The organism is Aurantimonas sp. C2-5-R2 (assembly GCF_036549495.1).
GTDB lineage: Bacteria > Pseudomonadota > Alphaproteobacteria > Rhizobiales > Rhizobiaceae > Aurantimonas > Aurantimonas coralicida_A.
Window position 1 is genome coordinate 1 of record NZ_JAZHLJ010000078.1, and the last position, 14,602, is coordinate 14,602.

At 64.3% G+C, this 14,602-nt stretch carries 16 protein-coding genes; 8 read left to right on the forward strand and 8 right to left on the reverse strand.

The window, feature by feature from the left end; translation table 11 throughout:
* Positions 1-68: 68 nt before the first annotated feature.
* The gene (locus VQ044_RS20575; protein WP_327649277.1) at positions 69-860 is read right to left on the reverse strand and encodes a DUF5681 domain-containing protein; all 792 of its coding nucleotides are present in this window, start codon (positions 858-860) and stop codon (positions 69-71) included.
* Between the two features lie 2 nt (positions 861-862).
* Entirely contained in the window at positions 863-2,161 is a 1,299-nt protein-coding gene (locus tag VQ044_RS20580) for a site-specific DNA-methyltransferase (RefSeq protein ID WP_327649275.1), read from the reverse strand.
* A gap of 98 nt (positions 2,162-2,259) precedes the next feature.
* On the opposite strand from VQ044_RS20580, the gene VQ044_RS20585 reads away from it, so the two are divergent.
* Both VQ044_RS20585 and VQ044_RS20590 read left to right on the forward strand, forming a co-directional pair.
* Positions 2,260-2,607 carry a helix-turn-helix domain-containing protein gene (locus VQ044_RS20585; protein WP_327649273.1) on the forward strand — a complete coding sequence of 116 codons (348 nt, stop codon included), beginning with the start codon at positions 2,260-2,262 and terminating at the stop codon, positions 2,605-2,607.
* A 6-nt stretch (positions 2,608-2,613) separates the two neighbouring features.
* Positions 2,614-3,447 carry an ImmA/IrrE family metallo-endopeptidase gene (locus VQ044_RS20590; protein ID WP_327649271.1) on the forward strand — a complete coding sequence of 278 codons (834 nt, stop codon included), beginning with the start codon at positions 2,614-2,616 and terminating at the stop codon, positions 3,445-3,447.
* Between the two features lie 381 nt (positions 3,448-3,828).
* Here VQ044_RS20590 and VQ044_RS20595 read toward each other — a convergent pair whose 3' ends face one another.
* The 3 genes from VQ044_RS20595 to lepA all read right to left on the reverse strand — a co-directional run bounded on the left by VQ044_RS20595 (position 3,829) and on the right by lepA (position 8,493).
* Complete coding sequence (locus VQ044_RS20595; protein WP_327649270.1) at positions 3,829-4,824, reverse strand: DUF808 domain-containing protein; 996 nt, start codon at positions 4,822-4,824, stop codon at positions 3,829-3,831.
* Between the two features lie 81 nt (positions 4,825-4,905).
* Positions 4,906-6,198: an Hsp70 family protein gene (locus tag VQ044_RS20600; RefSeq protein WP_327651220.1), complete on the reverse strand. Its 1,293-nt coding sequence runs from the start codon at positions 6,196-6,198 to the stop codon at positions 4,906-4,908.
* 474 nt (positions 6,199-6,672) lie between these two features.
* Positions 6,673-8,493, reverse strand: a complete 1,821-nt coding sequence (lepA, locus tag VQ044_RS20605) for a translation elongation factor 4 (protein WP_442872980.1) — start codon at positions 8,491-8,493, stop codon at positions 6,673-6,675.
* A 113-nt stretch (positions 8,494-8,606) separates the two neighbouring features.
* On the opposite strand from lepA, the gene VQ044_RS20610 reads away from it, so the two are divergent.
* Positions 8,607-9,074: a CYTH domain-containing protein gene (locus VQ044_RS20610; RefSeq protein ID WP_327649266.1), complete on the forward strand. Its 468-nt coding sequence runs from the start codon at positions 8,607-8,609 to the stop codon at positions 9,072-9,074.
* Between the two features lie 65 nt (positions 9,075-9,139).
* On the opposite strand, the gene VQ044_RS20615 is transcribed toward VQ044_RS20610, so the two are convergent.
* A complete protein-coding gene (locus VQ044_RS20615; protein ID WP_327691389.1) occupies positions 9,140-9,466 on the reverse strand; it encodes a hypothetical protein in 327 nt (108 codons plus the stop codon).
* 36 nt (positions 9,467-9,502) lie between these two features.
* Positions 9,503-9,991, reverse strand: coding sequence for a hypothetical protein (locus VQ044_RS20620; protein WP_327649262.1), 489 nt, complete (start codon positions 9,989-9,991; stop codon positions 9,503-9,505).
* A 181-nt stretch (positions 9,992-10,172) separates the two neighbouring features.
* Between VQ044_RS20620 and VQ044_RS20625 the strand changes: the two genes are divergently transcribed.
* From VQ044_RS20625 to VQ044_RS20635, 3 genes are all read left to right on the forward strand, one after another.
* A complete protein-coding gene (locus tag VQ044_RS20625; RefSeq protein ID WP_327649260.1) occupies positions 10,173-11,150 on the forward strand; it encodes a CHAD domain-containing protein in 978 nt (325 codons plus the stop codon).
* Between the two features lie 105 nt (positions 11,151-11,255).
* Positions 11,256-11,459 (forward strand): hypothetical protein, encoded by a 204-nt coding sequence (locus tag VQ044_RS20630; protein WP_327649279.1) that lies wholly within the window; start codon positions 11,256-11,258, stop codon positions 11,457-11,459.
* A complete protein-coding gene (locus VQ044_RS20635; RefSeq protein WP_327649258.1) occupies positions 11,362-11,676 on the forward strand; it encodes a dimethylsulfonioproprionate lyase family protein in 315 nt (104 codons plus the stop codon). The genes VQ044_RS20630 and VQ044_RS20635 overlap by 98 nt, the downstream gene beginning before the upstream one ends.
* A gap of 42 nt (positions 11,677-11,718) precedes the next feature.
* On the opposite strand, the gene VQ044_RS20640 is transcribed toward VQ044_RS20635, so the two are convergent.
* Entirely contained in the window at positions 11,719-13,284 is a 1,566-nt protein-coding gene (locus VQ044_RS20640) for a winged helix-turn-helix domain-containing tetratricopeptide repeat protein (protein WP_327651218.1), read from the reverse strand.
* A gap of 173 nt (positions 13,285-13,457) precedes the next feature.
* Here VQ044_RS20640 and VQ044_RS20645 point away from each other — a divergent pair, with 173 nt between their 5' ends.
* Both VQ044_RS20645 and VQ044_RS20650 read left to right on the forward strand, forming a co-directional pair.
* The gene (locus VQ044_RS20645) at positions 13,458-13,670 is read left to right on the forward strand and encodes a tautomerase family protein (RefSeq protein ID WP_327649255.1); all 213 of its coding nucleotides are present in this window, start codon (positions 13,458-13,460) and stop codon (positions 13,668-13,670) included.
* Positions 13,671-13,800: 130 nt separating this feature from the next.
* A complete protein-coding gene (locus VQ044_RS20650; RefSeq protein ID WP_327649253.1) occupies positions 13,801-14,448 on the forward strand; it encodes a hypothetical protein in 648 nt (215 codons plus the stop codon).
* Positions 14,449-14,602 lie beyond the last annotated feature (154 nt).

Sequence of the window (14,602 nt, forward strand, 5' to 3'; positions counted from 1 at the left end):
TCTCCTCAGTGGAATCGGCACCCCGAGCCTAACGGCTCGAGGCGGGCAACGCCGCCCACTTCAGAGTTTCAACAGAGACCGGGACATTCCCACGCAGTTCCTCCCGTGCGTTGGTTTGAGTCAGGCGATGACACATACGACCGGTACCGTTGCTCGACGGCATCGATGATTGCGAGCACCTTCCTGGTCTGCTTGATGTCCTGGAGGGCGAAGTTTCTGTGCGGGTGATCCGGATCGGCGATCATTGCCTCGAGCTCCCGCAGTTCATCTTCGAACTCATGCCTCCGGCCCTTGATGAGGTCCCATAGGGCCTTCTCCTCCTTGGTGGATGGACCGGTAATGCGCACCGTTCCGGCGTGAAGATCGATGATGATGTGGTCGGGATGGGGCAGGGGCTCGGGAAGATCAATGATGCCAAGACGGCGCCGCCGCTCGAGTTCGCGATCCCATTCGATCTTGTAGGTCATCGCCACGTCGAGCCACTCATTGTGGAGGGCGCGGTTTTCCCGCTCGGTGGTCGCGAGAAGTTCGGTGAACAGCCGTTGCGCACGCTGCTGACCCTTCACCGCGTTGACGGCGACGGCGCGTATAATCGCCTGAGCCATGGGCACCTTGATCTGCCTGTCGCCGTCGTTGATGCGGATGGCGCGATAGGCCTCCTCGAGGATGATGCTCTTGAGCCGCTCCTCGTTCAGCGCCGGCATCTTGTTCTTGGCGCCCCTCGGCCGGCCTCGCGGATTGCCGGACTGTCCCGGCCCGAAACGCTTCTCGACCGGCGGCTTGCCGTAGCCGACGTCATACCTGGTGGTGTCCGGGCCTTTGAGCTTTGGGCGTTGCCGCCGTACTGGAGCGGGAGCCATGGCTATGCAGCCTCCTGCATCGCCATGGCCGCGATACCGCAGGCGATCAACTCGGCATCGTCCTTGGCGAACAGCTCCCAGCGCCTGATGATGCGGTCGCAGTAGATGGGATCAAGTTCAACAAGATGAGCGCGGCGACCGGTCTTGTGGGCCGCGATCAGCGTCGAGCCGCTGCCGCCGAACAGATCGAGGACGATTGCGCCACGCTCCGACACGTCCTTGATCGCATCGACGATCATGGCCACCGGTTTGACCGTCGGATGCAGCGCAAGTTCCTGCATGCGGCCGGCGGAGATCGAGTTCATGCCGCGGTACTGCCAGACGTTGGTCCGATAGCGCCCGTGCTGGCCGAGCTCGAACGTATTGATGTGCGGTGCCGTGCCGTTCTTGAACGCAAAGACCAGCTCATGACGCGAGCGGTAGAATGTTCCCATGCCGCCATTGTCCTTGGCCCAGACGATCAGGTTCTTGAACTCGGTGTAGACCTCGCCGGCCGAGAGCATCTCGATCATGTGCCGCCAGTCCATGCAGATGTAGTGGATAGAACCGTCGATACTGAACCGGACCAGCTTCTCGAACGCCGAACGGAGGAACGCCGTGAACTGATCCCGGGACATCTCGCCCGAGGCCATGGCGAACTCGCGGTGCTTGACCGAGCCGAGGCCACCGACATTGCCGTCGATCGGAACGTTATAGGGCGGGTCGGTGAACACCATCTGCGCCCGCTCCCCATTCATCAGGGCGGTGACCACGGCGGATTCGAGGGCGCTGCCACAGATCAACCGGTGCGGACCAAGCGCCCAGATGTCACCCGGTCGGCAGCACGGTTCGCCGTCGCCGAGCGGCGGCAGGACGTCGTCCTCCGGATCACCGGGCTCTTCGGGATGGAGCCCCTCGACCAGGGCGTCGACCTCGACGATCGAGAAGCCGGTGAGCGAGACGTCGAAGCCTTCGCCATCCTCGAGCAGTCCCTTGAGCTCTTCGGCGAGCAGATCCTCGTCCCAGCCGGCGTTGAGGGCAAGCTTGTTGTCGGCGAGCACATAGGCGCGCTTCTGCGCCGGCGTCATCGTTTCGATCCGGACGCAGGGGACGGTGCTCATCCCGAGTTGATTTGCCGCCGCAAGGCGTCCGTGACCGGCGAGGACGGTGTTGTCCCCGTCGATGAGGATCGGGTTGGTGAAGCCGAACTCCGTGATGCTGGCAGCGAGTTGCCGGATCTGCTTTTTCGAGTGCGTTCGGGCGTTCCTCGCCCACGGGTTCAGCGCCGTGGTCGGGAGGTAGGTGATTTGAAGTTCGGTCATCGCAAGCCCCTATGCTGGAATCGGCAACATCTGCCATTTTTGTTCACTACAAAAAACTCTGGCCGCTGTCAAACTTGAGGTCTATGAGAACGTCAGACGTGGCGAACGACCGGGAGGACGACGTGGGTCTGGGAGCAAGGATCGCCGAACTGCGGCACAGCAAGAAAGAGTCTCTTCAGCAGGTTGGGGATGCCGTCGGTGTCTCCAAGGCGCACATCTGGGAAATGGAGAAGAACCGGGCCAAGAACCCATCGATGGCGCTCGTCGAGCGCCTCGCCGACCACTTCGGCGTCTCCGTGGCCTTTCTCGTGGGTGAGGAGGTCGAGGCGGCCGACGCTGATCCCCAGCTTCAGCGGATGTTCCGTCAGGCGGCCAAGCTCGATTCGCGCGAACGAGCGATCCTCGACGACATGATGCAGTCACTGCTGAGTCGCAGGGTGAGCTGAAGGGCAATGCCCCTGTGCATTGACCGGATGGCGGTGGAGGATGGCGGCGGCACCGATCCGGTCCGGCTGGCCCGAGCGATTCACGCGCAGTTGCCGGGTCTGCGCGGTGCGACCCCAGTCCGAGAGATCGCACTCGCGCTGGATATTCACGAGATCCGTGAAGAGCATCTCACGAACATCGAAGGGGCTCTGGTCACGACGGCCGAACGAGATGTTGGCTCAATCCTCGTCAGCAGGACATCGAACCCGCAGCGGCGGCGGTACACCGTCGCCCACGAGCTCCTGCATTTCCTGAACCCCCTTCACCAGCAGACCACGGACGGCGGCTTCGAGTGCAGCCGGTCCGATATGATCCTGAGCGGCACATCAACCCGAAAACCCACTCGGCACCAGCAGCAGGAGATCGAGGCGAACACCTTCGCCATCGAACTGCTCGCCCCGTCTTCCCTCATGAGGCCGTTCCTCCTGTCTTTCGCCGATCTCGAAAAGGTGCTTCAGGCGGCCGACGCGCTCGAGCTGAGCAAGGAGGCGACGGCGCGCCGATACGTGCAGCTCCATCGCGACCGGCTCGCGATCGTGTTTAGCAAGGATGGAGCCATTTCCTATTTCGACCGGGGTGAAGGTTTTCCCTGGCTGGCGGTCGACAGGGGCGACGCCTTGCCAGGCCTGCCGAAGCGATCCAGCTTATCCGAATCCCTTCTCCCGATGAACGAGGCAGACGCCGACGACTGGCTGAGCTACTCATCGCGCACTCAGCTCTATGCGCAGACGCTGCTGCAGTCGGGCGGGCACGCCATGACGTTGCTGCTGGCCGAACGCGACGGTGGCGAAGACGATTGAAGTCGCGTTGCTGACTCCCTGTTACTCGCCCATTGTTCCCTGAAAGCCGAATGCAATTTCCCTGTTCGGCCGACCAGGGAATTGCCGGGCAAAGTGCTGATGGAGCGAGGAAAATCAGGACACCTTCAATCAATCGCAGCCCACAGCGAGTGCAATTCCCTGTTTATTCCCTGTACTTGACGTGGAGACGGGTTTGCTCGCGACTGCCTCCACAGCCACGTCTGCTCATTTCTTGATGACGATGCGGGCAGGCCGACCAGCACGGTGCAGGCGACCAGCGCGAGGACTGCCGGGATCTGCAGCCGGAAGACGGCGGTGGCGTGGGTTCTGGTTTCCGCCAGCTGCGGCAAAAAGCCGGGCCGCGCGGCTCCCGCCGATCTCTCAATGCGCCGGCGCGTCCTTCTTGCCGCTGACGGCATTCCAGAGCGGCGCGACGACCGCCCCGACGAGCGGGATAAGCGCCGCGCCGACGATGAGGCCGACAACTCCCGCGCCGGCCGCCGCAACCAGCCAATGGACGAAGCCGCCGAATTCGCCGATTGCGCCGACCGCTGCCTCGGCTCCGATCTCGATCGTATGGCCGATCGTGGTGAAGCCGTATTGCTCCAGGCCGTGGACGATGATGCCGCCGCCGACCCAGATCATCGCCGCGGTGCCGACGACGGCCAGCACCTTCAGGAAGATCGGCATGCCGATAACGAGACCGCGGCCGATCCCCCGGATCACCGAGCCGATGGCGGACGGGGTATCGCTCTTGGCCATGGCGAGCCCGACATCGTCGGCCTTGACGATCAGTGCGACGCCGCCATAGACGACCGCGGTGATGCCGACGGCGACGATCGCCAGAACCGCGGCCTGGGTGACGAGGCCGCCCTCCGGAAGCCCGGCAAGGGTGATTGCCATGATCTCGGCCGAGAGGATGAAATCGGTCTTGACGGCGCTCGCGACCTTTTGGTCCTCAAGCGTCTTCGGATCGGTCTTGGCGCCGGTGAGCTTGGCCTCATGGGCGTGGGCCTTGTGCGGAAACAGCGCCTCGTAAACCTTCTCGGCGCCCTCGTAGCAGAGATAGAGCCCGCCGAGCATCAACAGCGGGGTGATCGCCCAGGGCGCGAAATAGCCGAGCAACAGCGCGCCCGGCAACAGGAAGACGAGCTTGTTCTTGAGTGATCCAAGGGTGATCCGCCAGATGATTGGCAGCTCGCGTTCGGGCTTGAAGCCGGTGACGTAGCGCGGCGTCACCGCGGCGTCGTCGATGACGACGCCGGCGGCCTTGGTGCCCGCCTTGGCGGCCTGCGCGGCGACGTCGTCGAGAGAGGCGGCCGCCACCTTGGCGAGGCCCGCGATGTCGTCGAGAAGCGCGATCAGTCCGATGCTCACGATCCGGTCCTTTGGTTCAGCCCAGCGTCAATCCGCCATTCGAAACGTTATAGGTCGCGCGTGCCGTTTAGCGAACGCCGCTTAGGCGAACCGCCGGGCGGCATCGACGGCCAGCCCGAGCCCGACGCTGCCGAATTCGTCCGCCTGGGCGATGGCCGCGCCGGGAAAGCGCCGGGTGGCGACGGCGCGCACCGCCGGCACCAGCGCGCCGCCGCCGGTGAGAATCACGGTCTGGATCGATCCGGCCGCGACCTGGGCGCTTGCGAGGGCCGCATCGATCGCGCCGGCAATGCGGCCGTTGAGCTCGGCCGTCGCCGCATCGAAGGCAGCACGGGTCACCGGCAGGTCGAGCGCCAGCCCCGGCTCGTGTAGCGTGACGGCTGCCTGGGTATCCTCGGTCAGGGCGATCTTGGCCGCCTCCACCGCGCCAGCGAGGCGATGGCCCGAACGGTGGGCGAGGAGATGGGCATAGCGGGCGAGCTTGTCCGGCTCGGCCGCCTCGCGCTCCAGGCTGCGGATGTCGCGGCTGTTCTTGGCCGTGTAGAGCGTGTTGATGCGGTGCCAGGTTGCCATGTCGTTGAAATACCAGACCGGCATCGCCCGCTTGCCGTCGGCGGTGGTCGAGCCGAGGCCGAAATGCGGCATCACCGCTGCGATGTTGAGGAGGCGGTCGAAATCCGTGCCGCCGACATGGACGCCGGTGGTGGCCAGAATGTCGGCGCGGCGGTCGGCTTGGCTCGCGGCCGCGCCGGCCGCGCGCGGCGCCAGGCGCAGGATCGAGAAATCCGACGTGCCGCCGCCGATATCGACGACGAGGGCGAGTTGCTCGGACGTGACCGTCCGTTCGTAATGAAGCGCGGCCGCGACCGGCTCGTATTGGAACTCGATATGACGAAACCCTTGCGCGCGGGCGGCTGTCTCCAATTGACCTTGGGCGGCGCGATCGGCCGCGTCGTCCTCATCGACGAAGCGCACCGGGCGGCCGAGCACGATCGAATCGAGGGCGGCGCCCGCAACGGCCGGATCGGCGCCGACGGCCTCTTCCAGCCGCTCGCGCAAATGCTTGAGGAACCGGCCGATCAGTTCCTCGAAGCTCATGCGCCTGCGGCCGATGGGCGTCGTCTCGGCCATCAGCGAGGTGCCGAGGATCGATTTCAGCGCCCGCATGAAGCGCCCTTCGGCGCCGTCGCGATATTCGAACACCGCGGCGCGGCCGACATAGGTCTCGCCGTCCTCGAGACTGAAGAACAGCGCCGAGGGGATGGTCAGATGGGCGCCCTCCAGCGGCACCAGCCGCGGCGCCGCGCCGGGGGCTGCGAGCGCCAGGGTGGAGTTGGTGGTGCCGAAATCGAGGCCGGGAAACAACGTCGTCATGCAAAGGCTCTGGAAACAGGCGGAACGCGCCGGGCGGGCGAGGACGCCCGGAGATGGAAAGGGACGGGGAGAATGTGGAGCCGCGGTGCTTAGCCGAAGCGGCGGGCAAGATGAAGGCATCACCGCGCGTTTCCGTGCCCGTTCCATCGACTCACCCAGGATGGGCCAGCGGGCAGAGGATTATGCGCGAGGTTACGAGGGGGGAGAGATTTTTTGGGCGGCGCGGTTTCTTGGGAGCGCGCTGCCCTTGAAACCTCGTCATCCCGGCCTTGAGCCGGGACCCATGCCGCGACTTTTATCCATCCTGTCCGGCGACGGATTGGGGGCTCGGATGATTTGGAATGGGTCCCGGCTCAAGGCCGGGATGACGACTTTGGATGAAGGCCGTTCCCTCTCGTCCAGAGGGGCGCGCTCCGTTCGTCTCGGTGCAGGCAGTGGCACGCATCCCCACGCTGCGCGCGGGGATGCGGAAGCTTAGCTATCCATCTTCAGTGCGGCGATGAAGGCTTCCTGCGGGATGTCGACCTTGCCGAACTGGCGCATGCGCTTCTTGCCCTCTTTCTGCTTGTCGAGCAGCTTGCGCTTTCTGGTGGCGTCGCCGCCGTAGCATTTGGCGGTGACGTCCTTCCGGAGCGCCGAGATGGTCTCGCGGGCGATCACCTTGCCGCCGATCGCCGCCTGGATCGGGATCTTGAAGAGGTGGTTGGGGATCAGTTCCTTCAGCTTCTCGCACATGGCCCGGCCACGGCGCTCGGCCTGATTGCGGTGGACCAGCATCGACAGGGCGTCGACCGGCTCGGCATTGACCAATATACCCATCTTGACGAGGTCGCCCTCGCGGTAGTCGGTCATCTGGTAGTCGAAACTGGCGTATCCCTTGGAGATCGATTTCAGCCGATCGTAGAAGTCGAACACCACCTCGTTCAGCGGCAGCTCGTAGACCACCAGAGCGCGCTTGCCGACATAGGAGAGATCGATCTGGACGCCGCGCCGCTCCTGGCAGAGCGTCAATATGTTGCCGAGATACTCGTCCGGGGTGAGGATCGTCGCCTTGATCCAGGGCTCGTCGATCCGCTCGATCTTCATGATGTCCGGCATATCGGCTGGATTGTGCAGCTGGATGGTCGTGCCGTCGGTCAGCTTGATGTCGTAGACGACGCTCGGGGCCGTCGCGATGAGGTCGAGGTCGAACTCGCGGGACAGCCGCTCCTGGACGATTTCCAGATGGAGCAGGCCGAGGAAGCCGCAGCGAAAGCCGAAACCAAGCGCGGCCGAGGATTCCATCTCGAAGGAGAAACTGGCGTCGTTGAGCCGCAGCCTGCCCATGGCGGCTCTGAGATCATCGAAATCGGCGGCATCGACCGGGAACAGGCCGCAGAAGACCACCGGCTGGGCCGGCTTGAAGCCGGGCAGCATCGTCGTGGTGCGGCGCTTGTCCTCGGTGATGGTATCGCCGACGCGGGTGTCGGCGACTTCCTTGATCGAGGCGGTGATGAAGCCGAGCTCGCCGGGGCCGAGTGCGTCGACCTGAACCATCTTGGGGGTAAAGACGCCGACCCGGTCGACCGGGTATTTGGCGTCGGTGCCCATCATGCGGATCACCTGACCCTTCTTCAGCTCGCCGTCGATGACGCGCACGAGCACGACGACGCCGAGATAGGAATCGTACCAGCTGTCGACCAGCATCGCCTTCAACGGAGCGGCGCGGTCGCCTTCCTTCGGCGGGGGCAGGCGGTGGACGATCGCCTCCAGCACATCCTCGATGCCGAGGCCGGATTTCGCGGAAATCATCACGGCTTCCGAGGCGTCGAGGCCGATCACCTCCTCGATCTGCTCCTTGACCTTGTCTGGCTCGGCGGCGGGCAGATCGATCTTGTTGAGGACCGGGACGATTTCCAGATCGTTGTCGAGGGCGAGATAGACGTTGGCGAGCGTCTGCGCCTCGACCCCCTGCGCCGCGTCGACGACGAGCAGCGCGCCCTCGCAGGCCGACAGCGAGCGCGAGACCTCATAGGCGAAATCGACATGTCCGGGCGTGTCGATGAGGTTGAGGACGTAGGTCTCGCCGTTCTTCGCCGTATAATGCAGGCGCACGGTCTGGGCCTTGATGGTGATGCCGCGCTCGCGCTCGATGTCCATCGAATCGAGCACCTGCTCCTTCATGTCGCGCAGCTCCAGCCCGCCGGTCGACTGGATCAGGCGGTCGGCAAGCGTCGACTTCCCGTGGTCGATATGCGCGACGATCGAGAAGTTGCGGATGTGGTCGAGGGGCGTGTTCGCGGGCATGGTGCTCATGGGCGGCGATATAGAGACTTGTAACGGTTCTTGGAAGCACCGTTTCGCGCCGCGGCGACAATGGGGCCGGGCGGCGGCGGAACCCGGCGGGCGGCGGGCGCGTCTTTGTTGGTATGGGACGTGAAATCGAACGCAAATTCCGGGTGACCGGCGAGGACTGGCGCGGCCAGGTCAGCGAGACGCATCGTCTCGAGCAGTTCTATCTGTTCGTGCGCGAGGATGCCTCGGTGCGGGTGCGAATCCGGGATGGGGCAAATGCGCGGCTGACGATCAAGACCGGCAGCGGCATGGATCGCGGCGAGTTCGAATACGACATTCCACTCGCCGATGCCAAGGCGCTGCGGGCGAGCCGGGTGGGGATCGTGGTCGAAAAGACCCGCCACATCGTGCCGCTCGGCGCATTCCGGGTCGAGATCGACGTCTTTGACGGCGCGCTGGCCGGGCTGGTGATGGCCGAGATCGAGCTTCAGGACGCAAACGACGCGCCCACGCTGCCGGCATATCTCGGCCGCGAGGTGACGGGCGACGCGCGCTTCACCAATGCCCGACTTGCCATCGACGGCCGGCCGGACGAGATTTAGACCAGTATCCCTATTGGAAGGAGAATCTCGCTTTCGCGTCGTATTGTAACGTGTATCGAGCAACGTCAGTGGTTCGGCAGTGGAAGGGCGACCCCTATGGCCGCCTCGATTGCCGACCAAATGACCCCGACCGCCGCATTCCAGGCCTTCTCGATCATGATGACGGTCAAGCCCTGCAGAACCTTGACGAAGTTCCTCGCCATGGCGGCGAGGTTGTCGAGGAAGAAGTCGAGCAGATCCGGCGTCAGCTCGTTGCCGGCTTGCGCTTCCGCGATCCACGCGGCCTGCTTGGCGAGCATCGCGAGCTGGGTGCTCGAGAAGCCGGCAAGGGACCGGATGTCCTCCCCGACCGTCTTTGGATGCCGCGGCGACGACATCGCCCATGAGCGCATTCAGATCGAACGGGTGGGCCACCGCCATCATCCTTTCTAGCGTTGCAAGGCTTTTTCGTAGAACAGCGCCTGCGCCATCGACGTCTCGAAGCTCTGCTTGAACCCCTGGACCAGGCTCGATCGAAGGCCAAGAGTGCGATCGGTTCGTTGCATCGTCCTCACGGTTTTGATGACCTCAATCAGAATCTCGGGCGTAACTGAGGAGCCGGTGTCGGACTTTGAAAGAAAGCTGGGCGGAGGGACTGGACGGACCAATGCCGACAGCCGCAGCGCCTCGGCTTTGCCGATGATCTCGTTATAGGCGGCTGCTCTGTCCGGGTAGGTGTCGCGCTCGGCGCCGTCTGCCACCTCTGCAAACAGCCCCATCGTCTTCTCGGTGGTTTGTTCCAGACCCTGAACCAGTGAGGCATCATGGCTCGGCGCCAGCCGGATAGCGCAGCCGCCGAGCGTGACCGCAGAAAGAAGAATGATTAAGAGGGCACCGAGCCATCGTACCGATATCGCGGAAGGGAAGCTGCGACACACCCGCATCCCGCAGAACTGAAAAAGAGAGGCTGATGAATACTACGCATGATCCACCTCGCTTATGGCACTATATGAACGAATATTCCCTTGAGGAATATACAATTGAATCGTGATTCCGAAGAAGAGTCAACATCCGTTGGCATTAATTACCTTGGATTGCGATAGAATTGGGAGTTGATGCATGGCGTTCAGGATCGATCCGGGACAGGCGCTCGACGCGGAGTTTCGCCGGATCGCCGGCGAACAGCTCCGCAAGGCCGAGCGCGAGTTGGGCGAGGCGGGCGGCGACCGGCACGCGGCCTTCCACAGCGCCCGCAAGCGGCTGAAGAAGCTGCGCGGCCTGTTGCGCCTCGTGCGCGACGCGGATGCGGATTTCTACGCCGAGGAAAATGCCCGGTTCCGCGATACCGCGCGGGCGCTGTCGGCGGTGCGCGATACGGCGGCACAGATCGAGGCACTGGACGCCCTGGAGGAGCGCTTTGCCGGGGAGGTCGAGACCAAGGCCTTCGCGACGATCCACGCCCGGCTGATCGAGCGGCGCGACGCCGCGGCGGCTAGCGAGGCTGAAATGGGGGCCGCGGTCGAGATGGCGTTGAGCAGTCTCGGCGAGGCGCGGCGGCGCCTTGACGGCTTTGTCGTCCGGCGGCCCGACGGGAACGGTGCGGCGCTGGCCGCCAAGGGGTTCGGGCGGACCTATGCGCGTGCGCGACAGGCCCTCAAACAGGCCGAAAAGCGCCGGGATGCGGAATCCCTGCACGAATTGCGTAAGCGGGTGAAATATCACTGGATGCATCTGCGGCTGCTCGCTCCGGTCTGGCCCGAGGCATTCGCGCCGTTGCAGGAAACCGCCAAGACGATCGCCGACAATCTCGGTCTCGATCATGATTACGCGGTGTTTCGGGCGGAGGCGGCCGAGACGCCCACGGCCTTCGGGTCGTCCTCCGAACTTTCGGTGGTGCTGGCGCTGATGGACCGGCGCCAGAGCGAATTGCGGCAATCGGGGCTCGATGCCGCGCGCCGCCTTCTGGCGGAAGAAGCGGAGGCGGCCGGCCGGAGGATACGGCGTCTCGTCAAGGCGGCAGCGACGGTCGCGGGCCGTGATCCGGATGCCCCGGCCGAAGCCCCGGAGGCCGGCCGGCGGCGTGTCGCCGCCAGCTGAGATTTCCAACACGCTTGGTCCCTCGCTTGTTGGAAAACGATCGGAAGGCAGCATTTTCTTTCGGCGACGCGCGCGGCACAACCGTTCGGCCCAATGGAGATCTGCATGGCCGACGCCTTCATCTGCGACTACATCAGCAGCCCGTTCGGGCGCTTTGCCGGGGCGCTGGCGTCGGTGCGGGCCGACGATCTCGGCGCGGTGCCGATGCGAGTTGCTGGGTCCGCAGGGGCCGGTTCGCGCGGATTCCCTCATCATCGGCCTCGTCCTGTTCGCGCCGAACACGACCTACCCCCAGCACAGCCATCATGAAATTGAAGAGAGCTATGTGTCCGTCTCGAGTGCCCGGTCGGAGAACGACGTGGCCGTCTATGCGCCCGGATCATCGATCCGGAATCGATCCGGCCACGAACACAGAATGACCGTTGGCGGTCTCGACCCGTGTCTGTTGGCTTATGCTTGGCTCGGGCCGGCGGAACGACTGGCCGCGCCGGAGATGCGCTTTTCCAAGTCGGCCCGTAAGGGCTGAGTGCCGTCCGGGACACGCACCGATCGAAACGCCCCCTTTGTCTTATGAGAAGCCTTGATCCGCGAGGGTTTTCGAGATCCGGCGCCGGAGCGGGCCATCCGCGAACGGAAACGAACTGAAGAAATGGGTCTGCGAGATGTCGTCGCGGCGGGCGCGCGCATCCGCGGCCCACAGCGCCGCGCGGCGCTCGTCGCCGTTCAAGGCATGGGCAACGATGGCGATCATGGCGATCAGTACGTGGGCGCCCGGCGACCGCGCCGCCCGGTCTGCCCAGTCCACGGCCTCGGCGGTATCGCCACGGATCAGGCAGGCGAAGGCCCGCGTCCCCAGCATGGCATAGCGAAACGGATCGAGCGGGCTGAGTGACAAAGCGATCCGGGCATTCTCCGTGCCTTTCATGTCGCGTTCGCAAATCGTGTCCGCCCAGGCGCGGGCATAGAAGCCTTGCGCGTAATTCGGACTGAGCCCGGTGGACCGGTCCAACCAGGACAGGCTGCCATCGATATCGCCGGTGAGCCAAAAGGCCCGCCCCATGGTGAAATTGGCGAAGGGGTCGATCGGGTCGAGTTCGACGCTGCGCTCGGCGAATTTGCGCGCCGTCGCGACGGCCCTCGGCGGGTCGTCCGTGTAGCGCAGGAAGGCGTTCTGGAACGCGGTCGAGGACAGGCCGGCATGGGCGCGCGCGAAGCGGGGCTCCTTGGCGATCGCACTTTCGAACAGGCCCGCGGCGACCGCGTTGTCCTTCTTGTTGAACCGATAAAGATGCTGAAGCCCGAGGTGATAAGTGGACCACGCGTCCAGATTTTCCGGTGCCCCCAATCGGGCGAGATTGGCCTCGTTGAGCGGAATCTGAATTTCGAGGGCGGCGATGATGTTCGCGACGATCTGGGAGCGGATCTCGTGAATGTCGTCGAGCCTGGCGGCGAAGCGGTCGCCCCAGACCACGCCGCCAGTGCGTGTATCGGCGAGCTCGACCACGACGGTGGTGGCGTTCCCGAATATCTCGACGATACCCGACAGGCAGTAACGGACATTGAGAATATCGCCGATTTCGCCGACGTCGGGATCGGGTGAGCGGAAGCGGAACGAGGACCCGCGCGCAATGACGAACAGCCAGCGCAGCCGCGACAGGGCGGCAATCAGGTCGTGGGGAAGGGCATCGGCGATGGCGCCATGCGATCCGGCGACACCGAGCAGCCGGAAGGGCAGGACGGCGATCGACGGGCGGGCGTCGTCCGCGACCTTGATCGGCCATTCGTTCCGGCAAGGTGAGGCTGGTAGCCGCAAGCCTTGCGACGCGACGGTCTTGACCTCCGCGATGAAACGCAGACCCTGACCATGCACGGTGCGGATAAAACACTGCGTCCTGCCATCGTCGCCAAGCGCGCGACGGGCGGATTTGATGCGGCTGGTGATGGCAGAGTCGGAAACGATGCGTCCGTCCCAGATCTTTTCGACGATCTCGTCCTTGGAGATCATGCGCTCGCGATTTTCAACGAGAAGCACAAGCAGGGCGAAGACCTGCGGCTCCACCGGCACGACGGCGCCGTTGTGCCGCAACTCGACCTGGCTGGCGTCCAGTTCAAAGGATTCGAAAACGTAAAGCATCGTCCGACCGCCGTAGAGCGCATGCTCCGCTGGCGAACCTAGCATATCTCCACGAAATCTCCCCGATCTCTCCCTCTGGCCTCCCAGTATCACGCAAGGGAACGGGCTACGCCGTTATTGCCGGACCTCGACATATGTGGCGACCGGCAGGTTCAATCCAAGGGAGCAAGATCATGCCACTCGTCGACATTCAGCTGATCGAAGGCGTCTTCTCGGCGGCGCAGAAGAAGGAAATGATCGAGAAGGTCACCGACACCATGGTGCGGATCGAAGGCGAGGCCATGCGCGGCGTCACCTGGGTCCGGGTCCAGGAACTCGCCAGCGGCGAATGGGGCATCGGCGGCAAGGCGCTGACGACCGAAGACGTCAAGGCCCTGCAAGCCTGATTGCCCGCGACCTTCGTATCAAAGGACTTCCCGCGTCGCCGCGTTTGGGCGCGGCCGCGGCGAGATTTTTCGCACAGCCCGACAACCGGCCCGGCGCCGATCGCCGAATGGGTCGACCGCTCCATCCGCAGTGCTCGATCCGATCAATACCCAGGAGGACCCCGCCATGTTTTCGATCTCGTCATTCCGTTCCAATGAAGGCACCCGGTTCCGAGCCACCGCGTGGGGAGTTGGTGCCGCAGTGCTCTTGGCGGTCGCATTCGTGCCGGTCGGCGCGGCTGCTCAAAGCGACGAAGAAATGATCGTGGATGCGCTGCGCGCTGCGCCTCCGGGCATTTCGGAGACCGCCACCGTTTCGGATCTGGCGGGGAAGGTCCTGCGCAAGGGCAGTGGCGGTTACACGTGCTTTCCGGCCCCCACCGGCATCGCCGGGCCCATGTGCATGGACGCCGAATGGCTGACCTGGATGGACGCCTGGATGAACCAGAAGCCGTTCACCGCCAAGTCGGTTGGCATCGCCTATATGATCGCTGGCGATAGCCCGGAAGGCGGTGCGAGCAACATCGATCCGGCCGCGGCGACGCCCACCTCGGAGAACGAGTGGGTCGTCGAGGGGCCGCATATCATGGTGATATCGCCTGATCCGGCCGATCTCGAGGGATTGCCGGTCACCATGGAGACCGACGGCCCCTACGTGATGTGGTCCGGAACCCCATACGCCCACGTCATGATCCCTGTGGGAGCACGGCCGGATCAGCGAAAAGTCGCGCAAAAATAGCGCGGTTCATATTGGGAACGTAGCCTGGGTCGTGCGTTGGCCCGAAAATCCCTTCCCCTCGGCACGAAAAAAGGGCGGCCCGGTTTGACCGGACCGCCCTGATTGGCATGGGGAAGGTTGGTTCGTTCAGCCGTGTTCGCGGCCTTGTCAGAAC